At 63.8% G+C, this 25,607-nt stretch carries 38 protein-coding genes and 1 tRNA gene; 25 read left to right on the top strand and 14 right to left on the bottom strand.

Annotation, left to right across the window (positions count from 1 at the left end):
* Positions 1–46: 46 nt before the first annotated feature.
* Entirely contained in the window at positions 47–742 is a 696-nt protein-coding gene (locus HMPREF2716_RS20445; protein ID WP_003090823.1) for an alpha/beta hydrolase, read from the bottom strand.
* A 348-nt stretch (positions 743–1,090) separates the two neighbouring features.
* Here HMPREF2716_RS20445 and HMPREF2716_RS20450 point away from each other — a divergent pair, with 348 nt between their 5' ends.
* On the top strand, positions 1,091–1,282 hold the full coding sequence (locus HMPREF2716_RS20450) for a hypothetical protein (protein WP_003099127.1): 192 nt from the start codon (positions 1,091–1,093) through the stop codon (positions 1,280–1,282).
* Between the two features lie 14 nt (positions 1,283–1,296).
* On the opposite strand, the gene HMPREF2716_RS20455 is transcribed toward HMPREF2716_RS20450, so the two are convergent.
* A complete protein-coding gene (locus HMPREF2716_RS20455; RefSeq protein WP_003090821.1) occupies positions 1,297–1,485 on the bottom strand; it encodes a hypothetical protein in 189 nt (62 codons plus the stop codon).
* Between the two features lie 270 nt (positions 1,486–1,755).
* On the opposite strand from HMPREF2716_RS20455, the gene HMPREF2716_RS20460 reads away from it, so the two are divergent.
* Positions 1,756–1,965: a hypothetical protein gene (locus HMPREF2716_RS20460; protein ID WP_003090820.1), complete on the top strand. Its 210-nt coding sequence runs from the start codon at positions 1,756–1,758 to the stop codon at positions 1,963–1,965.
* 111 nt (positions 1,966–2,076) lie between these two features.
* Entirely contained in the window at positions 2,077–2,421 is a 345-nt protein-coding gene (locus HMPREF2716_RS20465; RefSeq protein ID WP_003090818.1) for a cupin domain-containing protein, read from the top strand.
* Positions 2,422–2,463: 42 nt separating this feature from the next.
* On the opposite strand, the gene HMPREF2716_RS20470 is transcribed toward HMPREF2716_RS20465, so the two are convergent.
* Positions 2,464–2,835, bottom strand: a complete 372-nt coding sequence (locus tag HMPREF2716_RS20470) for a hypothetical protein (protein WP_003160518.1) — start codon at positions 2,833–2,835, stop codon at positions 2,464–2,466.
* Positions 2,836–2,991: 156 nt separating this feature from the next.
* Positions 2,992–4,269: an OprD family porin gene (locus HMPREF2716_RS20475; RefSeq protein WP_003099122.1), complete on the bottom strand. Its 1,278-nt coding sequence runs from the start codon at positions 4,267–4,269 to the stop codon at positions 2,992–2,994.
* Between the two features lie 364 nt (positions 4,270–4,633).
* Between HMPREF2716_RS20475 and HMPREF2716_RS20480 the strand changes: the two genes are divergently transcribed.
* Positions 4,634–4,948 carry a hypothetical protein gene (locus HMPREF2716_RS20480; RefSeq protein ID WP_003090814.1) on the top strand — a complete coding sequence of 105 codons (315 nt, stop codon included), beginning with the start codon at positions 4,634–4,636 and terminating at the stop codon, positions 4,946–4,948.
* A 210-nt stretch (positions 4,949–5,158) separates the two neighbouring features.
* Here the strand turns inward: HMPREF2716_RS20480 and HMPREF2716_RS20485 are convergent, their stop codons facing one another.
* Positions 5,159–6,046: a LysR family transcriptional regulator gene (locus HMPREF2716_RS20485; protein WP_003099119.1), complete on the bottom strand. Its 888-nt coding sequence runs from the start codon at positions 6,044–6,046 to the stop codon at positions 5,159–5,161.
* Between the two features lie 102 nt (positions 6,047–6,148).
* Here HMPREF2716_RS20485 and HMPREF2716_RS20490 point away from each other — a divergent pair, with 102 nt between their 5' ends.
* The gene (locus HMPREF2716_RS20490; protein WP_003090812.1) at positions 6,149–6,592 is read left to right on the top strand and encodes a PACE efflux transporter; all 444 of its coding nucleotides are present in this window, start codon (positions 6,149–6,151) and stop codon (positions 6,590–6,592) included.
* Positions 6,593–6,778: 186 nt separating this feature from the next.
* Entirely contained in the window at positions 6,779–7,165 is a 387-nt protein-coding gene (locus HMPREF2716_RS20495; protein ID WP_003114417.1) for a hypothetical protein, read from the top strand.
* A 52-nt stretch (positions 7,166–7,217) separates the two neighbouring features.
* Here HMPREF2716_RS20495 and eco read toward each other — a convergent pair whose 3' ends face one another.
* Positions 7,218–7,688, bottom strand: a complete 471-nt coding sequence (gene eco / locus HMPREF2716_RS20500; RefSeq protein WP_003090808.1) for a serine protease inhibitor ecotin — start codon at positions 7,686–7,688, stop codon at positions 7,218–7,220.
* 347 nt (positions 7,689–8,035) lie between these two features.
* On the bottom strand, positions 8,036–8,266 hold the full coding sequence (locus tag HMPREF2716_RS20505) for a DUF2789 domain-containing protein (protein WP_003090806.1): 231 nt from the start codon (positions 8,264–8,266) through the stop codon (positions 8,036–8,038).
* Between the two features lie 178 nt (positions 8,267–8,444).
* Here HMPREF2716_RS20505 and HMPREF2716_RS20510 point away from each other — a divergent pair, with 178 nt between their 5' ends.
* Positions 8,445–8,642: a hypothetical protein gene (locus HMPREF2716_RS20510; protein WP_003090804.1), complete on the top strand. Its 198-nt coding sequence runs from the start codon at positions 8,445–8,447 to the stop codon at positions 8,640–8,642.
* A 65-nt stretch (positions 8,643–8,707) separates the two neighbouring features.
* On the opposite strand, the gene HMPREF2716_RS20515 is transcribed toward HMPREF2716_RS20510, so the two are convergent.
* Positions 8,708–9,037 carry an ElaB/YgaM/YqjD family protein gene (locus HMPREF2716_RS20515; RefSeq protein WP_003090802.1) on the bottom strand — a complete coding sequence of 110 codons (330 nt, stop codon included), beginning with the start codon at positions 9,035–9,037 and terminating at the stop codon, positions 8,708–8,710.
* Positions 9,038–9,147: 110 nt separating this feature from the next.
* Positions 9,148–9,522, bottom strand: a complete 375-nt coding sequence (locus tag HMPREF2716_RS20520; protein ID WP_003090800.1) for a DUF5064 family protein — start codon at positions 9,520–9,522, stop codon at positions 9,148–9,150.
* Positions 9,523–9,657: 135 nt separating this feature from the next.
* On the opposite strand from HMPREF2716_RS20520, the gene HMPREF2716_RS20525 reads away from it, so the two are divergent.
* The gene (locus HMPREF2716_RS20525) at positions 9,658–10,101 is read left to right on the top strand and encodes a YqaA family protein (protein ID WP_003114414.1); all 444 of its coding nucleotides are present in this window, start codon (positions 9,658–9,660) and stop codon (positions 10,099–10,101) included.
* Positions 10,102–10,256: 155 nt separating this feature from the next.
* Positions 10,257–10,574: a hypothetical protein gene (locus HMPREF2716_RS20530; RefSeq protein ID WP_003108875.1), complete on the top strand. Its 318-nt coding sequence runs from the start codon at positions 10,257–10,259 to the stop codon at positions 10,572–10,574.
* On the opposite strand, the gene HMPREF2716_RS20535 is transcribed toward HMPREF2716_RS20530, so the two are convergent.
* Entirely contained in the window at positions 10,564–11,463 is a 900-nt protein-coding gene (locus tag HMPREF2716_RS20535) for a YihY/virulence factor BrkB family protein (protein ID WP_003090797.1), read from the bottom strand. The genes HMPREF2716_RS20530 and HMPREF2716_RS20535 overlap by 11 nt on opposite strands.
* Before the next feature lie 222 nt (positions 11,464–11,685).
* On the opposite strand from HMPREF2716_RS20535, the gene HMPREF2716_RS20540 reads away from it, so the two are divergent.
* Positions 11,686–11,919 (top strand): DUF3509 domain-containing protein, encoded by a 234-nt coding sequence (locus HMPREF2716_RS20540; protein WP_003090796.1) that lies wholly within the window; start codon positions 11,686–11,688, stop codon positions 11,917–11,919.
* A 65-nt stretch (positions 11,920–11,984) separates the two neighbouring features.
* Entirely contained in the window at positions 11,985–12,215 is a 231-nt protein-coding gene (locus HMPREF2716_RS20545) for a hypothetical protein (RefSeq protein ID WP_003090795.1), read from the top strand.
* Here the strand turns inward: HMPREF2716_RS20545 and HMPREF2716_RS20550 are convergent.
* The gene (locus tag HMPREF2716_RS20550) at positions 12,190–12,708 is read right to left on the bottom strand and encodes a thermonuclease family protein (protein WP_003099108.1); all 519 of its coding nucleotides are present in this window, start codon (positions 12,706–12,708) and stop codon (positions 12,190–12,192) included. The two genes, HMPREF2716_RS20545 and HMPREF2716_RS20550, sit on opposite strands and share 26 nt — an antisense overlap.
* 18 nt (positions 12,709–12,726) lie before the next feature.
* Positions 12,727–13,440 (bottom strand): endonuclease, encoded by a 714-nt coding sequence (locus HMPREF2716_RS20555; protein ID WP_003099106.1) that lies wholly within the window; start codon positions 13,438–13,440, stop codon positions 12,727–12,729.
* 157 nt (positions 13,441–13,597) lie between these two features.
* On the opposite strand from HMPREF2716_RS20555, the gene HMPREF2716_RS20560 reads away from it, so the two are divergent.
* The 4 genes from HMPREF2716_RS20560 to HMPREF2716_RS20575 all read left to right on the top strand — a co-directional run bounded on the left by HMPREF2716_RS20560 (position 13,598) and on the right by HMPREF2716_RS20575 (position 15,371).
* Entirely contained in the window at positions 13,598–13,819 is a 222-nt protein-coding gene (locus tag HMPREF2716_RS20560) for a ParD-like family protein (protein ID WP_003090688.1), read from the top strand.
* Positions 13,816–14,598, top strand: coding sequence for a type I methionyl aminopeptidase (gene map / locus HMPREF2716_RS20565; RefSeq protein ID WP_003160515.1), 783 nt, complete (start codon positions 13,816–13,818; stop codon positions 14,596–14,598). The genes HMPREF2716_RS20560 and map overlap by 4 nt, the downstream gene beginning before the upstream one ends.
* A 53-nt stretch (positions 14,599–14,651) precedes the next feature.
* Complete coding sequence (locus tag HMPREF2716_RS20570; RefSeq protein WP_003090686.1) at positions 14,652–14,885, top strand: hypothetical protein; 234 nt, start codon at positions 14,652–14,654, stop codon at positions 14,883–14,885.
* A 198-nt stretch (positions 14,886–15,083) separates the two neighbouring features.
* Positions 15,084–15,371 (top strand): DUF3509 domain-containing protein, encoded by a 288-nt coding sequence (locus HMPREF2716_RS20575; RefSeq protein WP_003090684.1) that lies wholly within the window; start codon positions 15,084–15,086, stop codon positions 15,369–15,371.
* Positions 15,372–15,695: 324 nt separating this feature from the next.
* Here HMPREF2716_RS20575 and HMPREF2716_RS20580 read toward each other — a convergent pair whose 3' ends face one another.
* Together HMPREF2716_RS20580 and HMPREF2716_RS20585 are read right to left on the bottom strand one after the other, a co-directional pair.
* Positions 15,696–15,872: a hypothetical protein gene (locus HMPREF2716_RS20580; protein WP_003099098.1), complete on the bottom strand. Its 177-nt coding sequence runs from the start codon at positions 15,870–15,872 to the stop codon at positions 15,696–15,698.
* A gap of 84 nt (positions 15,873–15,956) precedes the next feature.
* Positions 15,957–16,283 carry a hypothetical protein gene (locus HMPREF2716_RS20585; RefSeq protein WP_003090681.1) on the bottom strand — a complete coding sequence of 109 codons (327 nt, stop codon included), beginning with the start codon at positions 16,281–16,283 and terminating at the stop codon, positions 15,957–15,959.
* Between the two features lie 191 nt (positions 16,284–16,474).
* On the opposite strand from HMPREF2716_RS20585, the gene HMPREF2716_RS20590 reads away from it, so the two are divergent.
* The 10 genes from HMPREF2716_RS20590 to HMPREF2716_RS20635 all read left to right on the top strand — a co-directional run bounded on the left by HMPREF2716_RS20590 (position 16,475) and on the right by HMPREF2716_RS20635 (position 25,033).
* Positions 16,475–17,338, top strand: a complete 864-nt coding sequence (locus HMPREF2716_RS20590; protein ID WP_023517751.1) for an alpha/beta fold hydrolase — start codon at positions 16,475–16,477, stop codon at positions 17,336–17,338.
* A gap of 249 nt (positions 17,339–17,587) precedes the next feature.
* Positions 17,588–19,510: a threonine--tRNA ligase gene (thrS, locus tag HMPREF2716_RS20595; RefSeq protein WP_003090677.1), complete on the top strand. Its 1,923-nt coding sequence runs from the start codon at positions 17,588–17,590 to the stop codon at positions 19,508–19,510.
* Positions 19,510–20,061, top strand: a complete 552-nt coding sequence (gene infC / locus HMPREF2716_RS20600; protein ID WP_003119938.1) for a translation initiation factor IF-3 — start codon at positions 19,510–19,512, stop codon at positions 20,059–20,061. The genes thrS and infC overlap by 1 nt, the downstream gene beginning before the upstream one ends.
* 61 nt (positions 20,062–20,122) lie before the next feature.
* Complete coding sequence (rpmI, locus tag HMPREF2716_RS20605; protein WP_003090673.1) at positions 20,123–20,317, top strand: 50S ribosomal protein L35; 195 nt, start codon at positions 20,123–20,125, stop codon at positions 20,315–20,317.
* A gap of 23 nt (positions 20,318–20,340) precedes the next feature.
* Complete coding sequence (gene rplT, locus HMPREF2716_RS20610; protein ID WP_003099086.1) at positions 20,341–20,697, top strand: 50S ribosomal protein L20; 357 nt, start codon at positions 20,341–20,343, stop codon at positions 20,695–20,697.
* A gap of 97 nt (positions 20,698–20,794) precedes the next feature.
* Positions 20,795–21,811 carry a phenylalanine--tRNA ligase subunit alpha gene (gene pheS, locus HMPREF2716_RS20615; protein ID WP_003090666.1) on the top strand — a complete coding sequence of 339 codons (1,017 nt, stop codon included), beginning with the start codon at positions 20,795–20,797 and terminating at the stop codon, positions 21,809–21,811.
* 34 nt (positions 21,812–21,845) lie between these two features.
* Positions 21,846–24,224, top strand: a complete 2,379-nt coding sequence (gene pheT, locus HMPREF2716_RS20620; RefSeq protein ID WP_015649026.1) for a phenylalanine--tRNA ligase subunit beta — start codon at positions 21,846–21,848, stop codon at positions 24,222–24,224.
* A gap of 3 nt (positions 24,225–24,227) precedes the next feature.
* Positions 24,228–24,530, top strand: coding sequence for an integration host factor subunit alpha (gene ihfA, locus HMPREF2716_RS20625; RefSeq protein WP_003090661.1), 303 nt, complete (start codon positions 24,228–24,230; stop codon positions 24,528–24,530).
* On the top strand, positions 24,511–24,867 hold the full coding sequence (locus HMPREF2716_RS20630; protein ID WP_003090655.1) for a MerR family transcriptional regulator: 357 nt from the start codon (positions 24,511–24,513) through the stop codon (positions 24,865–24,867). The genes ihfA and HMPREF2716_RS20630 overlap by 20 nt, the downstream gene beginning before the upstream one ends.
* An 89-nt stretch (positions 24,868–24,956) precedes the next feature.
* Positions 24,957–25,033 (top strand) — tRNA-Pro (locus tag HMPREF2716_RS20635).
* Positions 25,034–25,607 lie beyond the last annotated feature (574 nt).

The raw sequence follows: 25,607 nt of genomic DNA on the forward strand, positions 1-25,607 counted from the left end.
CCCGCCGCGGCAGCAGGCCAGGCCTGCTGCCGCGTCCTGCGCGGCGCTAGTGGGCGGTGGCCACGGCGGCCTCGTCGATCAGCGCCGCTACTTCCTTCGCTCGCGAGGCCAGTGACGCGTGGCTGGCATCGAGGGTGACGATCTTCCTCGGTGCGATCCGCGCGGCCATCCGCTCCTGGTTCTCCGGCGCAATCATGCGATCGGCGCTGGAAATCTGGTACCAGGAGGGCTTGCTCTTCCAGGCCGGGCTGCCGATGGCATCGCCAAAAGTGCTGGCCAGCGGAGCCTTCTGGGTGATGCCCATGACCAGCCCTTCGTCCGCAGCGAGATCCTGGCAGAAGCTTTCGTGGAACCTGTCCGCCTTCACCCAGAGATAGCCATCGCTGTCCGGCGCCAGGTTCGCTGCGGCCAGGGGCAAGTGCTCCTGGGTGATGCCACCGGGACTTTCGCCGCTGTCGGGGGCGAAGGCGGCGATATAGACCAGCCCGACCACATTCGGCTGGTTGCCGGCCTCGGTGATCACCGCGCCGCCATAGGAGTGTCCGACCAGCAGGACCGGCCCCTGTTGCTGCGCGATCATCTTGCGCGTCCGCTCGGCATCGTCCGCCAGCGAGGTCAACGGTAGTTCGACGGCATGCAGGTTGTCGTGGCCGAGGCGTTTCAGTTCGAGAATGACCTTGCTCCAGTGGGCGGCGCCGCCCCAGAAGCCGTGGACCAGGATGATCGCAGGCAGGTTGCTCATCGTGTTGCTCCCTTGTGGGTGAGGGTTGCTGGCATGAGGCATCGCCCGGCGAGCATACGAGGTCGCGATGGGCGGGCGATAGCGGGAGGCGAGGACGTTCGTCGAAAAGAACAACTCCTTGTTCCGGTAGGCGACGTGATATCGGCACGGCGGTATGTTGCAAGTCCGGACCCGACCGATCGGGTTGTCGCGACGGGCATGGAGGGGTGATCGGTCGGTCGGGTTCGCGTCTTTTCGGGGCACCCGAATCTGAAAAAATCTTGCTTCTCGCCATACCGGGGGAGCGGGGCGGGTAGATTTTCTTCCGAATCCTTCACTTTCTACCCGGTCATGGAAAAAGCTCTGAAATTGGCGTCATGCCTCTACGGCCTGCTGATCCTGCTCAGCCTGGCGATGGTCGCCTTCCTCAGCCAGTTTCCGTTTCTCCTCAGCTCGGGAGCGGAAAACCTCTCGATGTCGATCCTGCCGCTGCTGATCCCGCTGATGGTCGGGCTGGTCGTCTGCGAGGCGGTGCGGGCGGTGGTGCCGAAGAAGCGCTAGGCGCGGCGCCGGGATCAGCGGCCGAGAATGCGCTGGCGGCGCAGCCGGTACTGCTCGTAGGGAAGGCCCTGGCGGTTCAGCTCTTCCAGCTGGCGTTCGCTGGCGCTGCGGGAAAACGATTCCTCGACTATCGAGTCCGGCGTGACAGGCTGTGCGCAGGCGCTGACCAGCAGCACACCCAGGACCAGGGCAATGCGTGGCATGCGATCTCCATGGACTACGGCAGAAGGGAAAAAAAAGGCCATTACCAAGCGGGGGGAGGGTTGGTAATGGCCTGTACAAGGGACATTTGCCAGGCCTTGGGGATCTGGCGAAAAAGACGATATCAAGGGGGAATTTGATTAGCCAGCTAACAAAGTGGAATGAAGTTTTGCGGCAGGCGTAACAATTCTGTCCGAATCGTCATTCTTGCGTCACCGCCGGGACAGAGCGGTTTCGGCAGACTGCGGGGGAGTCGCCGAAGGAGATTCGTCGTGGACGATACGCTCAGGTTCGCCTCGCGCTTGTGCAAGTTCATCGTCGCCGCCAGCTTCCTGCTCGTGGCGGTCGCCAGCCTTTGCCTGTGGTGGACGGGCCAGGCCTACGAATACGCGGCGCTGGCGTTCTTTCCGTTCGCCGTACCCATGCTGCTGCTGATCATGGTCTGCGACCTGCTGGCAGCGCTGAATGGCAGGCGTCGCTGAGCGCCCGGGCTGCCTAGCGCTTTCAGCTAGGCCGATGTCGAACCCAGACAACCGGCGCCCCGCGCGTGGCCCTATGGTGAGGCATTCATCCACTGCCTTCCTGGAGCGACCATGTCAGATTTCATCACCGTACTGCGCGATACCTGTCCCGTACCCGTGCTGGACGCCACCAAGTGGAAGCGGATCGACGGCGATCCGCATACCGTCAACCTCAACGCATACGCCTCGGCGGACGGCAGCAAGCTGATGGGCACCTGGATCTGCACGCCGGGCAAGTGGGAGGTGAACTACGAACGCTGGGAGTTCTGCCACTTCCTCGACGGCTACTGCATCATCACCCCGGAAGGCGAGCAACCGGTGCACCTGAGGGCGGGCGACGTGTTCGTCATCGAGCCGGGCCTGCGTGGTACCTGGGAGGTAGTGGAGACGGTGCGCAAGTACTTCGTCTTCGCCTGACGGTATTGCCGCACGTCCGGGATGCCTGCCGGACGTCGCGCCTCAGTCCTGGTGGACGATGCGGCGGATGGTGCCGCCGCAGGACTGGTAGCAACTGCGGTACTCGTCCTGGCAGTCGTCGCCGAAATCGAAGTTGCGCTGCGGGTAGGGGCAGGACTTGCGCTTCTTCTTGTCGCTGTTCTGCATGCAGTAGTTGTAGGCCGTGCTCTGCGCCTGGTAGAGCGCCTCGTCCTGGCGCTGCTGCAGCTTGGCGAGGGTCTTGCACTGGCGCTTCTCGGCATTGCACTGGCTCACGCAGTGCAGGCCGGCATCGCTGGTCGGCGGAATGTAGGAGTAGCTGACGCTAGGGCCGCAACCGCCGAGCAGCAAGGCAAGACCGAGGAGGGGGAGGAGAAGGTGTTTCCGGAACGGCATTGTCGATATCGATAAGCAATGGCAAGCGAGAGCGAATGCTATCACTGGCTTTCCGAAGCTGTACGGCTCTACCCGATAAGGTTGAACTGGCGCACGAAACGCAAAAAAGAAAACCCCGGGACTGGCCCGGGGTTCTCGTCGCGCTCGCAGGTTCGATCAGAACACGCTGAACGGGTACTCGACGAAGGCACGGATTTCGTTGCCGTCGTCGTTGTACGAGCGGGCGTCGTTGGAGACACGCAGGAACGAGCTGCGCAGACGCAGGGTGAGGTCCTTGGCCGGACCGCTCTGCACCACGTACTGGACCTGGTTGAAGATCTCGCGCTCCTTGCCGTTGCTGGTCTCGGCGGTCTTGATGTTGTCGCCGCGCACGTAGGCTACGCGGTAGGTCAGGCCGGGCACGCCGTACTTGGCGAAGTCCAGGGCGTAGCTGACCTGCCAGGAACGCTCGTCCTCGGCGTTGAAGTCCGACCAGTAGGAGTTGGCCAGCCAGATGGTGGTGCCGCCGTCGCCGATGCCGCCGGCGTTCTGGTACCAGCCGTAGTTGTAGCCGGTGTCGCCGGTGTTGCGCTGGTGGGCGATCATGAAGGTGTGGGCGTCGATGGTGTAGGACGCCGCCAGGCTCCAGATCTTGTTGTCGCGGTTACCGTTGAAGTTCTGGTCGGCGAAGTCGCTGTCCAGCTTGGTGCGATAGCCGTTGAAGTCGAAGTTCAGCGACTGGTCGGCCTGCAGCGGGATGGTGTAGTTCAGGTTGATGTACTGCTTCTTCAGTACGTCCTCGACGTCGGAAGCGTACAGCGAGGCGTTGAAGTGATCGGTGAAGGCGTACTTGCCGCCGAACACGTTGATGCTCTTCAGGCCGCCGCTGTCGCGCCCTTCGGCGCTCTTGCGGGATTCCGCGGTGAAGCGACCGGCGTTCAGCTCCAGTCCCTCGATCTCCTTGGAGGTGATCAGGGTGCCGCTGTAGCTTTCCGGGAGCAGGCGCGAGTTGTCGTAGCTGAGCACCGGCAGGCTGGGCATCTGGTCGCCGTACTTGAGCACGGTGTTGGAGATGCGGAACTTCACCGCCGCGCCGCCCTTGGACAGATCGTCCGCCGCGGAGCCGCTGTCGCCCTGCTTGAAGAAGTCGATACCGGCGGCGCCGCTACGACCCTTGCCGCCGTCCAGGCGTACCGCGTACAGGCCGAACGCGTCGACACCGACGCCCACCGTCCCCTGGGTGAAGCCGGAGGTGAAGGTGGCAGTGGCGGCCTGGCCCCATTCGGCCTTGTCCTGCCGGCCATGTTTGTAGTCACGGCTGATGTAGCCATTGCGGAAGAACAGATCGAGGTGGCTGTCCTCGACAAACCCCTTTGCTGCTTCTTGGTCATTGGCCATCGCCTGGCTTGCAGTCGCGATGCCCAGTGCCAGCAGGCAAATCCTTTTCTTCAACATCTTATTGTTCCTGGTTGTTGGCTTGATGTGCGCTGAAATTGAAGGAAGCGCAAGGTTCGAAGTGCACGGGAGTCATTTGTCCCATTTACCGTGCGTGGCGGTTCTGGTTTCTTGTTTCTCCCGTTGGCGGCGCAACAATACCAGAACATTGTTCGATCCAAGAAAGCTTCGAGTCATTTGCTAATAACCAAAGTGCAAGGAAAGCCCCTTCCATAGGCTCTGAATCGGGCGTTGCCGGATCGCTTCGTCATGCGCCTGCAATATCAACCTTATCGATAAGTACCATGCCGCGAAGTCGCTGCAGTTCTCGCTTTGGGCGGTGATACCGTCGAATCGTGAACGGATCGACAAAGAGGGACGTGACATGAAGATTCTTATCGCTGTATTCGCCGCCCTGGCCCTGTCCGCCTGTGCCTCGCCTCCCGCTTCGAACGCCCCGGCGCTGGCCGCCAGCACCAGCAAGGCTCCCTACGATTACGCGATGTGCGTCTTGCCCAAGTGGCAACGCCAGGCGCCGGGCGTGGCGCTGGTGGAGGAAGGCCGCGGCTATCGCCTGGCGGACGCTGGGCAGTGGCTGGAGGTGCAGCCGGCGAGGGGTGGCAGCCTGGTGCGAATCCATGACCAGCAGCCCTGGGTCACCCGCGGGGCCTTCATCGATGCGGCCAGGACCTGTTCCTGAGCCGAGAGGAAGAGGGAAGAGCTCCGGCCCCCCTAGCATGAAGTGTCCGGAGCTCTACGGCCGCAAACGGAGGATGGCCGCAGAACGATCATCTGCCTATGGCCGGCGCTGCGCTTGATCGAGATCAAGTACTGGAGGCCGGGGAGCCGGCGTGTGCGGCGATTCGCGTGACGGGTCTCGTTTTTTCTGTGAAGTGCATTGCATAACGCTTCAATCGGGACGGGTGGCCAGCATGCCAACCAGTTCCTGGGCGGCCTTGCGCAATGGCTGGTTTTTCAGCCAGATAGCGTGGACAGGCAGTTTCAGCTCGTTCTTGGTATTCCTGAAGTCCAGGCGTACCAGCCTTCCCGTTGCCAGCAGCGGCGCGACCCGGGACAACGGGAAATTGCCCCAGCCGATCCCCGCCTCGACCATTTCCAGCGCCGTGCCCAGGCTGTCGGTGCGCCAGCAGGCGCCGGCAATCAGCGGACGGGTGTCGGCCAACGGCAGGTCGCAACTGGCCACCAGGATCTGCCGCACGTTCACCAGCTCTTCCAGGTACAGCGCCTGCCCCGGCTTCTGCAGGGCGGGATGGCGCGGCGAGATGGTCGCGACCAGCGATTCCGCGCCGACATACTGGAAGCGCTCCTGCGGGTTCACGCTGATGCCGGCGAATCCGAAGCACAGGCTGATGCGGCCGCCATGGAGCAGGGCGAGGGCATCGTCCTGCGCCGCGCTGAGCACCTCGACATCGAGCAGCGGGTAGCGCTCGGAAAGGGTGCGGAGGGCGCCGAACAGCCGCCCGCTGTCGATGTCCGCAACCACGCCGAGCGACAGGCGGCTTTCCAATCCCTGGGAGAGTTCCAGCGCATGCACCTGCAACTGGGCGAGCTGCTCGGCGATCATCCGCGCTTGCGGTGCCAGGGCCCTGGCCAGCGCCGTAGGACGGGCTTCGCGGTGGGTTCGCTCGAAAAGGGCGAAACCCAGCTCCGCCTCCAGGTTGGCGATGCCCATGCTCACCGCCGAAGGCACTCGACCCAAGGCACGGGCGGCGCCGGAAAAGGAGCCGCGGTCGAGGACGGCGAGGAACAGCTCGATGGTATCGCTGGAAAAGTTCATGGCAATTCTCCTATCAGCAGATCTGAAAGCTGCTGACTTTTTCTGTCAAGAAAATTGATCCAACCTTGCCCGCCTTTCCGCTATCACGCCCGAGAGGTCCACGTGCAAGGCATCAAGCGCAAATTGGTCTACGTGACCGCCTACGAATTGATCGGGATGAGTATCTCGACCCTGGGGCTGGCCCTGCTCGCCGGTTCCACGCCCACTACCACCGGCCCCCTGGCGGTGGTGATCACCACCGTCGCGGTGACCTGGAACTTCATCTACAACTGCCTGTTCGAGTTCTGGGAGCGGCGCCAGGCCGTGCGCGGACGCAGCATTGCGCGGCGGGTGGCGCACGCCATCGGCTTCCAGTTGACCCTGGTGGTCTACCTGATCCCGCTGATCGCCTGGTGGATGGGGATTTCCCTGCTGGAGGCGTTCTGGCTGGACCTGGCGCTGATCGTCCTGATCCCGTGCTACACCTTCCTCTTCAACTGGGCCTTCGATCGCCTGTTCGGCCTCCCGACTTCCGCGTTGCCGGCCGGCGAGGCGGCCTCCGTCTGAGGATTTTTTTTCTTCAGCGCCATTCGCGCTCGCCTTGGCCGGGGCAAATCGCCTACCTTAGACGGACGTGCGCTGTGGTGCCGGTTCAGGGAGGAAGTACGACCGCAAGCCATGAAGGTCTGCCCCGGCGAGGATGGGGTGCGGCATTTCGATGAACGGATTGGGGTCACTATGCGGATTTTGGGGATGCTACTGGGGACCGTCTTGCTGGCGGGTTGTTCGACATCGACGCCCTCGCTCGACGAGACGGACCAGGTACCGAAGGAGCGTTTGTACAACTACCAGTTCCGTGACGACGGCGACGCCTTCCTGGTGGTTTCCCGGGACCGCGAGTTCCTCGGCAGCGTCTGCAATACCCGCTTGATCATCGATAGCCGCCTGGCCGCCGAGATCCAGGCCGGCGAGAGCGCGCGTTTCCGTCTTCCGGCGGGGCTGCGGGTGGTATCCGTGCAGGGCGATGGGATCTGCCGCGGCGAGGCGCCCAAGCAGGTGGTGCATGTGCAGAACGGGCAGACCACGCATTACCGGATCACCGTGGACTCCGGCCTGAACATCGGCCTGGTGCCGGGCTGACGCCGGCGCAACGAAAAAAGCCGCCCGTGGGCGGCTTTTTCATGCGCGGCGTTTATTCGCTGACCGCTTTCTCGACCTTTTCGGACGCCGACCAGATCCGATAGCGGACCTCCACGTCCTTCGGCGCATAGACCACGATCGGCAGCTTGCTGTTGTAGCGCAGCAGGAAGCCTTCGCCGACCACCGGGATGAAACGCTGCTCCTTCTTCTGGCCGGGGCAGGCCATCATCGTGCTCATCGGCCCGCTGACCTTGTCCAGGCGGTAGTAGGAGTAGCCCCAGCCTTCCAGGGTGTGTTCTTCCAGCTCGCCGCCCAGGCGCTGCTGGTTGCAGTCGGCCTCGAGGGTCTTGCCGGCGATGATCTCGACCTTGAATGCGTCTTCCGCGTCCTGTTTCGGCAGGTGGATGACCTGGCGGGTGAAGCCGGCATCTGCCTTCGGGTAGGGAACCTTTTCATCCAGTTTGGCGGCCATGGCGGTGCTGGAAAGAGCGGCAACGCCGGCGGCGATCAGTAGTGCTTTCATGTCCTTGAGGTTCTCCTTACGTGGTAACGCGAGCAGGGTAAGACACCGAGGCACGGGTGAAAAGTTCAGTGGGGGACGTAACGGAATGTTCCATGTCCTGGGCCAGCCGGTCGGGGCACGGCCGAATCGCGGGCAAAAAAAAGACCATCTGCGGGGGGAGGGCGATGGTCTTCAAAGGAGCGTCGGGGACTTGGGGTTCTCCCGACGCCGCTACGATCTCACGCCGCTCCGCTGGGGAAAAATGCTTTGGACTGATAGTGGCTATCGATGCCGGTGACTTGAAATTCCCCGCCAACTCATAGCAAGTTCCGCACGATAGAGCCGTCAGCGCATCAGTTTGCGTTTTTTCAGCGGGTCAGTTGCAAGGCCAGTTCATCGACCTGTTCGGCCCAGTCGGAGTCCTCGGCCAGGGCCTCGCGCAGGAAGCTGGCCTGGGCAGGGTTCCAGAATGGCGCATCGGGCAGCGCCGTGCCCTCCTCGAGGTGGTGCCGGGCGAGAAAGGCGACGATGTCGTCCCGCCCAGCGGGGAGCCCCAACTGGCGGAACAGGTTGGAAAAGGTGTGCGGGCTGGTGTCCATGACGGTTCCTCCTGGATTCGCTGTTTTTCCACTATAGCCGGCGGGACGGCAGGGCCGCCGTGGGAGCCGGGGGTGGGTAATTTTGTCGCAGATGAAAAAGACTGTTGTGCGCGGCGTGCTTCATGGCGAAGGGGCGGGCGCTTATTATTAGCAAGCTAATGATAACCGGAGTCAGCCTATGTCCAGAATCGAAGTCGCCGTGCTGGTGGGGACGTCCGTTCCCGAATCGCTGCGCAGCAAGGGATTGCTGGCCTGTTGGATCCTGATGGTGGACGGCGCCATGTGGGCCGGCCCCTTCACCAGCCGTGACGAGGCGGAAGCCTTGAAGGGAACCTGGGAACTGAGTTGGCCGCTGGAGGCGGCGATCTCCGCCTGAGCCAAGGCCCTTGCCTTGCCGAAAAGCCCGCCGAGCGCGGGCTTTCTGTTGCCTGCGGAAACGCCCTAGCGGCGGCCCACCAGCAGGCCGAGGAGGAAGCCGGCGCCGGCCGATACGGCGATGGTCTGCCAGGGATGGTCCTCGACGTATTCCTCGGTCGCTTCGGCGGCCGCCTGGCTGCGTTGCACCACGCCGCGGCGGGTGCGCTCGATGGCGTCGCGACCACGATGCAGCACGGAATTGATCTGTTCACGCAGGTTCGCGCCCTCCTTGCCGGCCAGGCTGCCGGTGCCGCTCATCAACTGGTCCACCTCGGCGATCAGGTCCTGCAGTTCGGCCATGGCCTGGTCCTGGATAGCCTGCTTGGCGCGAGCGGAGCGGGTTTTCAGAGTCATGTCGGTCTCCTTGACGAGGATGGTTACCTAGGTATGGAGTCGCCCGCTTCGCTGAAAGTTGCACGGCATGGCCTGCGTCGGGGGCTTCCGTAGCATGCGGGAGAGCCGTTTCAGGATGCCCCGGCCTCGCCGCGCAGGTAGCGGTCGAGGTCGATCGCTTCGCCGCTCTTGAGTTTCAGGCGTCGGCGCAGGTCGTCGAACATAGCGTCGTACTCGCGGCGCTGGCGCACGATCGGTCCCTGCCGCAAGCGCAGGCCGTGGCGCCGGGCCAGGCGACTGGCACGGCTGGCGAAATGCACGGCGGCGTCGCGCGGCAGTTCGAAGCTTTCGCTGAAAGGCTGGCCGTCGATCCGGCCCTCCATGTCGAAGTGTACGGCCACCGGGCGGGCCTCGGCCTCCAGGACCCGGTAGCGCAGGTGGATATCGAATGCCTGGCGGTCGACTTCGCTGGCCGAGGCGAGATGCAGATGGCCGGGAATGAACATGGCCTGCCTCCTTTTCGGATAACCGGGGAAATGCCCTTGCCTGCCAGGGTATGCTTCGCCGGCCTCGGGACGGCTGTCCCAGGTCAGTTTTTTCCGGATTGGAGTGGGGATGCGAATGGCGCTGGGAGCGTTCGGGTGTTGACTGACTGGGCCGCGTACGCCGGGCTGTTCCTCTCGGCGTTCGGTTCGGCGACCCTGCTGCCGTTGCAGTCGGAAACCGTGCTGGCCGCCTTGCTGCTGCGCGGCGGCCAGTCGGTCGCGTGGCTGCTGGCGCTGGCCATCGTCGGCAATGTGCTGGGTTCCTGGGTCAACTGGTGGCTGGGTCGCTACCTCGAGCATTTCCGCGGTCGCCGCTGGTTTCCCGTGGGCGAGGTGCAGTTGCTCAGGGCGCAGCGACACTATCGCCGCTACGGCCGCTGGACCCTGCTGCTCAGTTGGGTGCCGGTCATCGGCGATCCGCTGACGCTGGTGGCCGGCATCATGCGTGAGCCCTGCTGGAGTTTCCTGCTGATCGTCGGCCTGGCCAAGACGCTCCGCTACCTGGTCCTGGCTGCGCTGGTGCTGGGCTGGGCCGGCTGAGCGCTTCGTCGGCGAGCGTAGAACTATTTTTCGCGGGGCAATGTCCATTGCTGCGAGGTGTAACTGCCGCCTCATCGCCCCCGGGGCCTTTAGTTGCCGCTGTGGTCCCGGGGGCTTCTCTTTTCCTGCCTGTTTCCGGCGATGCGAGGTGCGCAATGTCGAGGGTGGTTGCGGGATCGCTGGTCTGCCTGCTGCTCGGTTCGGCGCCGGCCTGGGCTTCCACGGCCGAGGCGTGGCAGGCGCACGACGCCATGGTGCGTGCCGCCTGCCTGAAAGCCAGCGGCTTGCGCCAGGTACGCGCGGTGGGGCAGGTACTGCCCTTCGACGATGAGGTGGGCTATTCGGCGCTGCTCCTGCAGGGCCGCTATCCGCAGCCGCACATGCAGGGCCGCCAGGGCCGCGAGCTGTGTCTGTACCGGCGCGCCACCGGCAAGGCCAGCGTCAGCGAGGCCGACGCCCTGCTCAAGCCTTGAGTTCGGGGTCGTCGTTGTCCGGAAGTTCGCGTTCGCCAGGGTCCTTGCCGTCTTCCGAATGGTGTTCGATCACCGCGTTCAGTTCTGCGCCGAACAGCACCACTGCCGCCGACAGGTAGAAGTACAGCAGGAGGATGATGATCGCCCCGATGCTGCCGTACATGGCGTTGTAGTTGGCGAAGTTCTTCACGTAGAAGCCATAGGCGAGGGACGCGGCGATCCAGGCGATCACCGAGAGCACCGAGCCGGGAGTGATGAAGCGGAAACGCTGCTCGACATCCGGCACCAGGTAGTAGAACAGCGCCACCGCGAGCATCAGCAGGAACACCGCAAGAGGCCAGCGCAGCCAGGTCCAGAGCGTCACCAGGTACTGTTCCAGACCGACCAGGCCGGCGATCCAGGCGATTACCTGCGGCCCGGTGACCATCAGGCCGGCCGCCACCAGCAACAACAGGGCGATGCCGAGGGTGTAGAGGATCGACAGGGAGAAGCGCTTCCATACCGGGCGGCTCTCCTTCACGTCGTAGGCGGCGTTGAGCGCGATCATCATCGAGCGGATGCCCGCCGAGGAGGTCCACAGCGCCACCGCGATACCGATCGACAGCAGGCCGCCTTTCTGCTGCTGCAACTGGTCGATCACCGGGTTGACCTGATCCATCGCCTCGGGCGGCAGCAGCAACGCCGCCTGCTCGCGCAGCCAGGCGAAGAACTCCGGTAGGTGCAAGTAGCCTACGAGGGTGATCAGCACCAGCAGGAACGGAAACAGCGAGAACAGCATCTGATAGGCGAGGGCCGAGGCGTAGGTCGGCATGTCGTCCTCGAGGAACTCGTTCACTGTGCGCTTGACCAGGCCGAACAGGCCTATTTCCCGATAAGCCGTACGGAACATTCCATCTCCTTGCTGTGTGCGTGCCGATGACGATCGACCACCGATGGCCGCTTGCCGCCAGGCATTTTCCGTTGGGTGAAATTCGTCGCGTCCTTTCTGGGACGCCACGGCGGGCGAATTGGTTCGTCGCCGGCGTCATCATTCGGTCGCATCCGTTAGCCAGACTGCGCCTGCCCGCCGCGCGGCGGGCCTCCGTCCAACTTCTCAGAAATGGAGCGCACCATGTCTGTCGACCTGAAGAAAATCGCCGCTGCCTTTCCCGAGTTCCAGTTGTCCAGCAAGAGCCGCCATGACGGCGCGCTGTTGTTGCAGTTGCAGGCCGCCGACGGCCGCTACGTGGCTCGCACCATACCCTCGCCGCAGCTCAGCGCGCCGCCGGAGACCGAGTGGCTGATCCGCAGCATCCGCCGGGAACTGGCCGTGCCGGGCATGGAAATGGCGATGGCGGCACGCTGAGTTTTTTCGCCGCGGGAACCGATGATGCGATAATTCCGCCTTTCCACACAGCTGACGGGAAGGCAATGAAGCGCGAGAAGGTTCGGGACAGGCAGGCGGCAGGGAAGATCTCGGCGACCCACATCATCGCCAATCCCACCCTGGCCAGGGAATGGATCGTGTTCTTCAAGAAGGACGGCGGGCGCAGCTATTTCCTGGTCGACGAGAGCGACGAGGTGATGTCGTTCCGCCGGCTCGACGACGCGGTCAAGGAGCTGCGCGGGCTGGGCATCAAGTTCGCGGAGATCCATCTCTAGGAGCGGCGTCGCGCGGTCGCCACTGGCCAGCCTTGCGCGCCCGCGCTTCTTCCTCGGCGAACCGGTACTGGCCGCGCGCCTCGGCCGTCTGGCCGCTGTCCGGCGCGTCGCGCCAGCTGGCCAGGCCAATGGTCAGCAGGGCCAGCCCGGCATCCAGGGTATGTCCGCAGGTGGGGCAGTCGGCCGGGGTGACCCAGGCCGCGCCGAGGATGCGGAAGCGCGCGTCGCGGCCTTGCTCGCGGATGGTCGTCGATTTGCCGAGCAGCATGTCTTCCAGGGCTTCCCGGGCGCGCCGACGCCAGGGCTCGGCGGCCGGTAGCTCGACGGCATTGAGCTGGATGCGCAGCGCCTTGTTCGCGCCGGGCAGGCGGCAGCCCAGGCTGGCGTCGTCGTGTATCGCCACCACCGTGCAGTCGAAGCGGCGCTCCCCGGCGTCGGCGGCGAACGCCAGGGCGGCGCAGAGCGGCAACAGGGCGAGGGTGCGGAAGATCATGGGCTACTCCGGCGGAGGTCAGCGTCGACGCGAGGATAGGTTGCTGCAGGTCGCCAGGTCCACCGGGCCGACATAGGGATTGCCCCAGCCCATCACGCAGCCGACCATGTGGTTGCGCTGGCGCTCCCAGGTCTGTGGCGGGTACTGCTTGTGCCAGGCGTTGTAGAGCTGGCGATCCTGCTTCGACAGGCGCAGGCCGTAGCGGTCGCTCATGTAGAAGTAGGTGCGGGCGATCATCCCGCGAATCTGCGGGCGTGGCATCGCCTTGCGCGCCTTGAAGTCCACTACCATCGGGCAGGCGCCGTATTGCTGGGGTTTCTGCGGCAGCCAGCCGAAGCCGAAGTTGCTGCGGTCGCCGTTGACCTCGCCGATGCTCGGCACCAGGTTGTGCAGGTCGGCCTCGGCGCGCTGGTAGGTGCTGTCGTGCCTCGCGCAGTTGCTCCGCCCGCCGTTCTGCCAGCAGCGTCGCTGGTGACCGATCACCCAGGCTGGGACGATGTGTTCCCACTCGATGCGCCGCGCGCGGTTGGCGTTCTTCCTCGGCTTGTAGCCGCAACTGGCGAGGTCGACACGATTTCCCGAGTAGCGACAGCCGCAGTAGAACTCCACGGATTGCCGGGCGTAGAGCTTCCAGCCGATTTTCTTCGCTTCGGAGAACGTGCGCGGGGCGTTGGCCTGGCCGGCGCTGGCGAGGAGGAGGGCGAAAAGGCCTACAAACAAACGGGAAAGCATGCGGCAACTTCCAAAAAAATCCGCATGTTACTGATTTTGCAGGAGATGCCAATCGTGGCCAGTCCATGGCCAGGCGAGGGGCGGACCTTCCCGTTTGCGCCGCGTCCATGCGATGGTTAGTATACGTTCCGTATATGTTTTGTAGTCGAGGTGTAGTGTGGGCCTGGTGAAGATTTCCGAGCAATTGCACGAAGAGGCGCGCATCGCCTGCAAGGCCATGTCGCGCTCGATCAATGCCCAGGCCGAGCACTGGATGCGCATCGGCATGCTGATCGAAGCCAATCCCGGCCTGACCTATGCGCAGGTGCTACGCCAATTGATGGACGAAGCGCGCGAAAGCGACCGCCGCGAGCAGGACGCGGCGAGGATCTCGGGATGATCAAGAGCGCGGAGGAAATCCAGCGCATGAGCGTGGCCGGCGCGCTCACCGCGAAAGTCCTCGAAGTCCTCGACGAGGTGGTGCGGCCAGGCATCAGCACGGCAGAGATCGACCGCTTCTGCGAGCGCTACATCGTCGACACCCTCGCGGCGATTCCCGGCAGCAAGGGGCAGTACGGCTATCCGTTCACGGTGAACACCTCGGTCAACGAGGTGGTCTGCCATGGCTGGCCGTCGGCGCAGCAGATCCTCCGCGACGGCGATATCGTCAACGTCGACGTCACGGTGATCAAGGACGGCTATTTCGGCGACAGCAGCAAGATGTACCGGGTCGGCGCCATCGACCGCCAGGCGCAGAAGCTGCTCGACGTCACCCGCGAATGCCTGTACCGGGCGATCCGCGTGGTGCGCCCGGACGCCACCCTCGGCGATATCGGGCATGCCATCCAGAGTCACGCCGAAGCCAACGGTTATTCGGTGGTCCGCGAATACTGCGGGCACGGCATCGGCCGCAAGATGCACGAGGCGCCGCAGGTCCTGCACTTCGGTCGCGCTGGCGCGGGTGCGCGGCTGAAGGCCGGGATGACCTTCACCATCGAACCGATGATCAACCAGGGCGGCCACGCGGTGAAGCTGCACAAGGACGGCTGGACCGTGACCACTCGCGACCGCCGCCTGTCGGCCCAGTACGAGCACACCGTGCTGGTCACCGAGCGGGGTTGCCGGGTCCTGACCCTGCGCGACGAGGAGCGCGAGGCGCTGGCCGACCTGGCTGGCTGATCGACGCCCGGCCTGGTTACACTGCGACGACTTTTCCGAAGGGAGGCTGGCGGGTGTCCGGCAGGCGTTTTGGCGAGTTCGAACTGCGCGCCACCTGGTTGCGCGAGGACAGTGGCTATCTGGCCGAGATCGAGATAACCAGCATCGACGACGGACGCACCGAATGGCTGGTGCTGCCGGGCCAGCCGCCGTGCGAGAGTCCGGCGGCCGCGCTGTCGCTGGCGGAAGCGGCGCTGTACCGGGTGCGCGGCTTCGATGCGCGGGGCCGGCCGCTGTTTTCCGACTGAGCCTGCTGGCAAATCGCATGATGCATTTCGCACGATCTTGCAGTTTGCACGGACCGCTTCGCTGAGTCTTTTCGTAAGTTATTGATTTTGAATGGTTTTAATTTTCCATGTGGCTGGCATGAAAGCTGCCACCTTTCCCCGTGTTGCGGCTGCGCTGAAGTTCGCGGTCGGTTTTCATGCAAGAGGGGATAAACGATCATGGAAAAGTCCATCAAGATGCTGTTCGATGCCTTCCAGGCCACCTTTGCCGTATCCACCCAGATGCGTCCGGACGGCGGCGCCCTCCTGACCCTGCGCAACGGCGAAGAGATCGTGACCCGTCGCGTGGTGTCCGCCGCCCAGTTGGCCGACGAGAAGCGCATGTACTGGTTCATCAACGCCGTGCGCCGCGACCTGGCCCTGGAGGCGGGGAGCCTGCCGGTGGATGTGGTCGGCACCCTGCGTCGTTTGCAGGAGCGCGGCCTGCCGAGCTACATGGCGGGCTGAACGGTTCGTCCGGAATCCTGGCGGAGGCCTCCGGCAGGGCGGGCGAGAGTGCTAGAGTGAAGCTTCGAGGGGCTGGGCGAGGATCGACCGGCCCCGCTCGTGTCGGAAGGGAAGGCCAGGGCTGGCCTGCCCGTTCGGCGCTTCGGCAGGCTGGCGCAGAACGATGCAAGGTCGTTCGGGTCAGCATCAGGGATGAAATGACTGACAGGAGTCGGGATGCTGCGTTACGTCGTGGGTTTTCTCGCGTTCACCGTGCTGGCGGCCTATCTGTTGCTGGGGGTTTCCCAGCACGCCTTCCTGCCGTGACCGGTCGGCGTGGCGGCTTCAGCTGCGTTGCGGAAGAGGCTGTGGCGGCCGCGCGGGATGCCGGTTTTCGGCTTGCCGTGCCTTGCGTTGCAGGCGTGCGCGCCGACGCGGCACGCGCAGGAAGGCCCACAGGGTGACGCCGGCGAGGCCCAGCCAGGCGACGATCAGCAATGTGACGAAGGATTCGGGAGTCATGGTTCGTCCTCCTCTTACCCAAGGATAGACCCTGCGGGAAGGGGAATTACTGCAATCGGTCTTCGACCATGGTCTGAAACGCGGTCACTCGGGGCCGGCGCCGACCAGAGCCAGGCAGCCGGTCAGGCTGGTCAGCAGGGGCAGGGCGAGCAGGAAGGCCAGCCAGATGGCCTCCATGCGCAACAGCGTGGCGCCGAGGAACAGCGCGACCAGGAGGATGGTCATGAGCAAGGCGGTCCAGCCGAAGTACATGGCGAAGTTGTCGATGCCCAGGCCGATGCCCCAGCCCAGCAGCAGGGCCCATACCCCGGCCAGAGCCAGGCCGAGGGCCAGCATGCTCGCCAGGGTCCGGGCGGACGGGGCATGCAGCGGGTGGTTGCGGAATAGCTCGTAGAAGATCGGCGTATTCATCGGCGTCACCTCCGCAGGGGAACTTCCAGCCTAGTCCAGCGGGCGAGACGGCCCTAGACCTATTTGTCATTACGGGGCGTGACCTCAGGCCGTTAACATCCATCTTTTCCAGGCGATGCCGTGCATCGGGCTGTGGGCCCGCTCACCGTTCGTCGCGCTGAGTCGAAAAAGAAACCGAAAGGGTTGCGTGCATGAGTGGCGAACTCGCCTCGTTCGAGGTGGATGGGTATCAACTGGTCTATCAGGACCTGGGCGAGGGCACGCCGGTGCTACTGGTCCACGGTTCGCTGTGCGACTACCGCTACTGGCAATGGCAGTTGCGCAGCCTCGGCGAGCGCCACCGGCTGATCGTGCCGAGCCTGCGTCACTACTACCCCGAGCGCTGGGACGGGCAGGGCGCGGACTTCACCAGCGCCCGCCACGTCGCTGACCTGCTGGCGCTGGTCGAGCGGCTCGGCGAGCCGGCACACCTGCTCGGCCATTCCCGTGGCGGCAACCTGGCGTTGCGCCTGGCGCTGGCCGCTCCGGACGCCCTGCGTTCGCTGAGCCTGGCCGATCCCGGCGGCGACTATGCCGCTGAGGTCTACGCCCACGCCGGCCTGCCTGCGCCCGAGGAACCATTGGAACGCAACCAGTTCCGGCGCCAGGCGCTCGAATTGATCCGTGGCGGCGAGGCGGAACGGGGACTGGAACTGTTCGTCGATACGGTGAGCGGCGCCGGGGTATGGAAACGCTCGTCGGCGACGTTCCGCCGAATGACCCTGGACAACGCCATGACCCTGGTCGGGCAGGTGGCCGACCAGCCGCCGGCGCTGGCGCTGTCGGAACTGCGCTCGATCGACCTGTCGAGCCTGATCCTCAACGGCGAACGCAGTCCGCAACCGTTCCCGGCCACCGCCGAGGCGCTGGCGGCGGCCCTGCCGCGCGCCGAGCTGCAACGCATCCAGGGCGCGTCCCATGGCCTCAATGCCACCCGTCCGGCGGCTTTCAACCGGTCGGTACTGGAGTTCCTGGCGCGCGTCGATGGCGTTGCGCCGGACGTGGAAACGTCCTGAAGCGAGGTCGGGCGAACTGACCGCTCGTCAGCTCGCCGCGGATGCTTTACCATGGGCGCTTCGCGCCGGATCAGCTCCGGCGTTTTTCGTCAGTATCCATTCCCAGTGATCTCCGTCCGCGCGCTTCGGCGCAGGGGTGCCGCAAGGCGCCTGCCACTGTGAGGCAGGCCGGCCCGGCGGGCGACGCTTACTGGCACATCCCAACCCACGTGGCCTTTGGTAGGGGTCACCACTAGGAGAGGAGGCGCCATGCCCATCATTACTCTTCCCGACGGCAGTCAACGTTCCTTCGATCACCCGGTCTCCGTGGCCGAGGTGGCCCAATCCATCGGCGCGGGCCTGGCCAAGGCGACCCTCGCCGGCAAGGTCGACGGCCGCCTGGTCGACGCCTGCGACACCATCGATCGCGACGCGACCCTGCAGATCATCACGCCCAAGGACGAGGAAGGACTGGAGATCATCCGCCACTCCTGCGCCCACCTGGTCGGCCATGCGGTCAAGCAGCTCTATCCGACCGCGAAGATGGTCATCGGCCCGGTGATCGAGGAAGGCTTCTACTACGACATCTTCTTCGAGCGCCCCTTCACCCCCGAGGACATGGCGGCGATCCAGCAGCGCATGCGCGAGCTGATCGACAAGGACTACGACGTGATCAAGAAGATGACCCCGCGCGCCGAGGTCATCGAGCTGTTCAAGTCCCGTGGCGAAGACTACAAGCTGCGCCTGATCGACGACATGCCGGACGAGAAGGCCATGGGCCTGTACTTCCATGAGGAGTACGTGGACATGTGCCGCGGCCCGCACGTGCCGAACACCCGCTTCCTCAAGGCGTTCCAGCTGACCAAGATTTCCGGCGCATACTGGCGCGGCGACTCGAAGAACGAGCAGCTGCAACGCATCTACGGCACCGCCTGGGCCGACAAGAAGCAACTGGCGGCCTACATCCAGCGCATCGAAGAGGCCGAGAAGCGCGACCATCGCCGCATCGGCAAGCAGCTCGACCTGTTCCACCTGCAGGAAGAAGCGCCGGGCATGGTGTTCTGGCACCCGAATGGCTGGAGCGTCTACCAGGTGCTCGAGCAGTACATGCGCAAGGTCCAGCGCGACCATGGCTACGTCGAAGTGCGTACCCCGCAGGTGGTCGACCGCATCCTCTGGGAGCGTTCGGGCCACTGGTCGAACTACGCCGAGAACATGTTCACCACCTCCTCGGAAAGCCGCGACTACGCGGTCAAGCCGATGAACTGCCCGTGCCACGTGCAGATCTTCAACCAGGGCCTGAAGTCCTACCGCGACCTGCCGCTGCGCCTCGCCGAGTTCGGCGCCTGCCACCGCAACGAGCCGTCCGGCGCGCTGCACGGGATCATGCGCGTACGCGGCTTCACCCAGGACGACGCGCATATCTTCTGCACCGAAGAGCAGGTGAAGAAGGAAGCGGCCGATTTCATCAAGCTGACCTTGCAGGTCTATCGCGACTTCGGTTTCACCGACATCGCCATGAAGCTGTCGACCCGTCCGGCCAAGCGCGTCGGTTCCGACGAGCTGTGGGATCGCGCCGAAGGCGCGCTGGCCGATGCGCTGAACGAATCCGGCCTGGCCTGGGAATACCAGCCGGGCGAGGGCGCGTTCTACGGGCCGAAGATCGAGTTCACCCTGAAGGACTGCCTCGGCCGTAACTGGCAGTGCGGCACCCTGCAGTACGACCCGAACCTGCCGGAGCGCCTGGACGCCAGCTATATCGCCGAGGACAACAACCGTAAGCGCCCGGTGATGCTGCACCGTGCGATCCTCGGGTCCTTCGAGCGCTTCATCGGCATGCTCATCGAGCACTACGCCGGAGCCTTCCCGGCCTGGCTGGCGCCGACCCAGGCAGTGGTGATGAACATCACCGACAAGCAGGCCGATTTCGCCGCCGAGGTGGTGCGGATCCTCGGGGAAAGCGGATTCCGTGCCAAGTCCGACTTGAGAAACGAGAAGATCGGCTTTAAAATCCGCGAGCATACTTTGCTCAAGGTTCCCTATCTCTTGGTTATTGGAGATCGGGAAGTTGAATCGAAGGCCGTCGCGGTGCGTACGCGCGAAGGGGAAGACCTGGGCTCCATGCCCGTCACCCAGTTCGCTGAGCTGTTGGCACAGGCGGTTTCCCGGCGTGGTCGCCAAGACTCGGAGTAATCATTATTAAGCGTGAAATGAGACAGGATAAGCGAGCTCAACCGAAACCCCCGATCAACGAGAACATCTCGGCTCGTGAGGTACGGTTGATTGGAGCTGATGGCCAGCAGGTTGGTGTTGTTTCGATCGATGAGGCGATCCGCCTAGCCGAAGAGGCGAAGCTGGATCTGGTTGAGATTTCGGCCGACGCGGTGCCTCCTGTCTGCCGCATCATGGACTACGGCAAGCACCTGTTCGAGAAGAAGAAGCAGGCTGCGGTCGCCAAGAAGAACCAGAAGCAGGCGCAGGTCAAAGAAATCAAGTTTCGTCCAGGGACGGAAGAAGGGGATTACCAGGTAAAACTACGCAACCTGGTACGTTTCCTTAGTGAAGGGGACAAGGCCAAGGTATCCCTGCGATTCCGCGGCCGTGAGATGGCTCACCAGGAGCTGGGGATGGAGCTGTTGAAGCGGGTCGAAGCCGACCTCGTGGAGTACGGCACCGTCGAGCAGCATCCTAAGCTGGAAGGACGCCAGCTGATGATGGTCATCGCTCCCAAGAAGAAAAAGTAACCACCAGGGCACTGGCAGGCCTTGCGGTTATGCGTAATCACTCAATGCGGAGTATCCGAACATGCCAAAGATGAAGACCAAAAGTGGCGCGGCCAAGCGCTTCAAGAAGACTGCTGGTGGCCTCAAGCACAAGCACGCCTTCAAGAGCCACATCCTGACCAAGATGACCACCAAGCGTAAGCGTCAACTGCGCGGCACCTCGATGCTGAACAAGTCTGACGTTGCGCGCGTAGAACGCTCCCTGCGTCTGCGCTGATTATTAAGGTAGAGGATTAATTCATGGCTCGTGTTAAGCGTGGCGTTATCGCCCGTCGTCGTCACAAGAAAATTCTGAAGCTCGCCAAGGGCTACTACGGTGCACGCTCGCGCGTGTTCCGCGTTGCCAAGCAGGCGGTGATCAAGGCTGGCCAATACGCCTACCGTGACCGTCGTCAGCGCAAGCGTCAGTTCCGCGCACTGTGGATCGCCCGTATCAACGCTGGTGCTCGTCAGAACGGTCTGTCCTACAGCCGCCTGATCGCCGGCCTGAAAAAGGCGGCCATCGAGATCGACCGTAAGGTCCTGGCCGATCTGGCAGTGAACGAAAAAGCGGCGTTTACCGCGATTGTCGAGAAAGCGAAGGCAAGCTTGGCTTAAGCCCTACGACAATCACCGGACTTCGGTCCGGACGTAACGTCACCGATAGGGGAAGAGCCTTACCGCTCTTCCCCTATTTTGTATCTGGAGTCCATACATGGAAAACCTGGATGCGCTGGTCTCTCAAGCATTGGAGGCTGTGCGACACACCGAAGACGTCAATGCCCTGGAGCAGATCCGGGTTCACTACCTCGGCAAGAAAGGCGAACTGACCCAGGTGATGAAGACCCTGGGCGACCTGCCGGCCGAAGAGCGGCCGAAGGTCGGCGCGCTGATCAACGTGGCCAAGGAAAAGGTCCAGGATGCGCTGAACGCGCGTAAGACCGAGCTGGAAGGGGCCGCGCTGGCCGCCCGGCTGGCCGCGGAGCGCATCGATGTCACCCTGCCCGGTCGTGGCCAGCTGAGCGGCGGCCTGCATCCGGTCACCCGCACGCTGGAGCGCATCGAGCAGTGCTTCAGCCGCATCGGCTACGAAGTCGCCGAAGGTCCGGAAGTCGAAGACGACTACCACAACTTCGAAGCGCTCAATATTCCGGGCCACCACCCGGCGCGTGCCATGCACGATACTTTCTATTTCAATGCGAACATGCTGCTGCGTACCCACACCTCACCGGTGCAGGTGCGGACCATGGAGTCCCAGCAGCCGCCGATCCGCATTGTCTGCCCGGGGCGCGTCTACCGCTGCGACTCCGACCTGACCCACTCGCCGATGTTCCACCAGGTGGAAGGCCTGCTGGTGGACGAGGGCGTCAGCTTCGCCGACCTCAAGGGCACCATCGAGGAATTCCTCCGCGCCTTCTTCGAGAAGCAGCTCGAAGTGCGCTTCCGTCCGTCCTTCTTCCCCTTCACCGAACCGTCGGCCGAAGTGGACATACAGTGCGTGATCTGCAGCGGCAACGGCTGCCGCGTGTGCAAGCAGACCGGCTGGCTGGAAGTCATGGGTTGCGGCATGGTGCACCCGAACGTGCTGCGCATGTCCAACATCGATCCCGAGAAATTCCAGGGCTTCGCCTTCGGCATGGGCGCCGAGCGCCTGGCCATGCTGCGCTACGGGGTGAACGACCTGCGTCTGTTCTTCGATAACGATCTGCGCTTCCTCGGACAATTCCGCTAGGCCAGAACGCAACCGGATTCCTTAGGAGAACAGGATGAAATTCAGTGAAAAGTGGCTGCGGAGCTGGGCAAATCCGCAGGTTTCCCATGACGAGCTGGTCGCTCGCCTGTCCATGGTCGGCCTCGAGGTCGACGCCGACCTGCCGGTCGCCGGCGCCTTCAGCGGCGTGGTGGTCGGCGAGGTGCTCTCGACCGAACAGCATCCGGACGCCGACAAGCTACGCGTCTGCCAGGTCAGCAACGGCAGCGAGACCTTCCAGGTCGTCTGCGGCGCGCCCAACGTGCGCGCGGGCCTGAAGATTCCCTTCGCCATGATCGGCGCCGAACTGCCGGGCGACTTCAAGATCAAGAAAGCCAAGCTGCGTGGCGTCGAGTCCTTCGGCATGCTCTGCTCGGCCAAGGAATTGCAGATCAGCGAAGAGAACGCCGGTCTGCTCGAGCTGCCGGCCGACGCGCCGGTCGGCCAGGACGTCCGCACCTACCTGGAGCTGGACGACTACACCATCGAGGTCGGCCTGACCCCGAACCGCGGTGACTGCCTGTCGCTCGCCGGCCTGGCCCGCGAAGTCAGCGCCATCTACGACGTCCCGCTGGCGCCGGTGGCGGTGGACGCGGTCGCCGCGCAGCACGACGAGACCCGTCCGGTCGAGCTCGCCGCGCCGGCTGCCTGCCCGCGCTACCTCGGCCGGGTGATCCGCAACGTCGACCTGAGCCGGCCGACCCCGTTGTGGATGGTCGAGCGCCTGCGCCGTTCCGACATTCGCAGTATCGACCCGGTGGTCGACGTCACCAACTACGTGATGATCGAACTGGGCCAGCCGATGCATGCCTTCGACCTTGCCGAGATCAACGGCGGCGTGCGCGTGCGCATGGCCGAGGACGGCGAGAAGCTGGTCCTGCTCGACGGCCAGGAAATCACCCTGCGCGCCGACACCCTGGTGATCGCCGACCACCAGCGCGCCCTGGCCATCGCCGGGGTGATGGGCGGCGAGCACAGCGGCGTCAGCGACAGCACTCGCGACCTGTTCCTCGAAGCCGCGTTCTTCGACACCATCGCCCTGGCCGGCAAGGCCCGCTCCTATGGCCTGCACACCGACTCCTCGCATCGCTTCGAGCGCGGCGTCGACAGCCAGCTGGCGCGCAAGGCCATGGAGCGCGCGACGCGCCTGATCCTCGACATCGTCGGCGGCGAGCCGGGGCCGATCGTCGAGCAGGTCAGCGAAGCGCACCTGCCGAAGGTCGCGCCGATCACCCTGCGCGCCGAGCGCGTGACCCAGATGCTCGGCATGCCGCTGGACGCCGCCGAGATCGTGCGCCTGCTGCAAGCCCTGGAGCTGACGGTGGTAGCCGACGGGGAAGGGCAGTGGTCGGTCGGCGTACCGAGCCATCGCTTCGACATTTCCCTGGAAGTCGACCTGATCGAGGAACTGGCCCGTCTCTACGGCTACAACCGCCTGCCGGTGCGCTACCCGCAGGCGCGCCTGGCGCCGAACAACAAGCCGGAAGCGCGCGCCGCGCTGCCGCTGCTGCGGCGCCTGCTGGTCGCCCGCGGCTACCAGGAAGCGATCACCTTCAGCTTCATCGATCCGGCCCTGTTCGAACTGTTCGATCCGGGCACCCAGCCGCTGACCCTGGCCAACCCGATCTCCGCCGACATGGCGGCGATGCGTTCCAGCCTCTGGCCGGGCCTGGTCAAGGCGCTGCAGCACAACCTCAACCGCCAGCAGTCGCGGGTCCGCCTGTTCGAAAGTGGCCTGCGCTTCGTCGGTCAACTGGAAGGCCTGAAGCAGGAAGCCATGCTCGCCGGCGCCATCTGCGGCAAGCGCCTGCCGGAAGGCTGGGCCAACGGCCGTGACGGCGTGGACTTCTTCGACGCCAAGGCCGATGTCGAGGCAGTGCTGGCCAGTGCCGGTGCCCTCGGCGACTTCAGCTTCGTGCCCGGCGAGCACCCGGCGCTGCACCCGGGGCAGACCGCGCGCATCGAGCGGGAAGGGCGGCTGGTCGGCTACCTGGGCGCGCTGCATCCGGAACTGGCGAAGAAACTCGACCTCGAGCAGCCGGTGTTCCTCTTCGAGCTGCTGCTGGCCGAAGTGGTCGACGGCCACCTGCCGAAGTTCCGCGAGCTGTCGCGCTTCCCCGAAGTGCGCCGCGACCTGGCGCTGCTGGTGGATCAGGACGTGCCGGCACAAGACATCCTGACACAAATCCGTGCGGCGGCCGGCGAATGGCTGACGGACCTCAGGCTGTTTGATGTGTATCACGGTAAAGGCATTGATCCGCATAGAAAAAGCCTTGCCGTCGGCTTGACCTGGCAGCATCCATCGCGCACTCTTAATGACGATGAAGTCAATAGCACGACGCAGAACATCGTCACGTCGTTGGAAGAAAGGTTCAATGCCACGTTAAGGAAATAGCGTATGGGGGCTCTGACGAAAGCTGAAATTGCGGAACGTCTGTACGAAGAGCTGGGCCTGAACAAACGGGAAGCCAAGGAGTTGGTGGAGCTGTTCTTCGAAGAGATCCGCCAGGCGCTGGAGCATAACGAGCAGGTCAAGTTGTCCGGTTTCGGCAACTTCGACCTGCGCGACAAGCGCCAGCGCCCCGGACGCAACCCGAAGACCGGCGAAGAAATCCCGATCACGGCCCGCCGCGTTGTCACCTTTCGTCCAGGGCAGAAACTGAAGGCCAGGGTTGAGGCATATGCTGGAACCAAGTCATAACGACGAGCTGCCACCGATTCCCGGCAAGCGCTACTTCACCATCGGCGAAGTCAGCGACTTGTGCGCGGTCAAGCCCCACGTGCTGCGCTACTGGGAGCAGGAGTTCCCGCAGCTCAACCCGGTGAAGCGCCGCGGAAACCGCCGCTATTATCAGCGCCAGGACGTGCTGATGATCCGCCAGATCCGCGCGCTCCTCTACGACCAGGGCTTCACCATCGGCGGGGCGCGCCAGCGCCTCTCCGGCGACGAGGCCAAGGACGACGTCACCCAGTACAAGCAGCTCATCCGCCAGATGATCGCCGAGCTGGAGGAAGTCCTACTGGTCCTGAAGAAGTGACGGAAGCAAAAAAAACTTCCACTTATCAGAAGCTTAGTATATAGTGCGGCTCACTTCGGAAGCACAGCCACTGAGCTCGGAAGTACAGTCGGGGCGTAGCGCAGCCTGGTAGCGCACTTGCATGGGGTGCAAGGGGTCGAGTGTTCGAATCACTCCGTCCCGACCAAAAAACCCTAGAAAATCCAGTCACTTAGCAGTGACTGGATTTTTTTATATCTGCTGCTTTTGTAGCGCTTCCGAATTTTGCCCCACTTTTTGCCCCACCGGAAAATCTTGCCGGTTTGCAGGCTATTTTGCGGTGTTCCTTGAGTCGAGTAGTCCCTGGGTCTTCCAGCCATTTGAGCGAGTGACTAGAGCTTTATCCCCGAAGCACGCGAATTTGTTCCTTCAGATACAGATCCTTTTCATCCTCCATTTGAAGAAGGATTTCCAGGACGCGGGCTCTAGAAATCTCGTGATCTTTGCAGAATCTATCCAGCCGCTTGATCGCCTTGTCACTCAGGATGAAGTTGTACTGCTTCTTCCCTTTAGCGTCCTTGCGACGGATTTTCTGTCGCCAAAGCCGCCTGACCGTCGCGATGCAATGGGCCCTCTCAATGGTGCTCCACCTAAAGGTGTCGAGGGCTTGTAGCAGACGTTGATGGCTTTCTGGGCGCGCGTTAGGGAACACCTGGTTCGAGAGGTTTTTACTCAGCCACTCCCAGGCGTGTAGTGGTCAACCCATCCCGGACAGTGGGTTG

The sequence above is a fragment of the Pseudomonas sp. HMSC076A11 genome (genome assembly GCF_001810205.1).
Lineage (GTDB): Bacteria > Pseudomonadota > Gammaproteobacteria > Pseudomonadales > Pseudomonadaceae > Pseudomonas > Pseudomonas aeruginosa.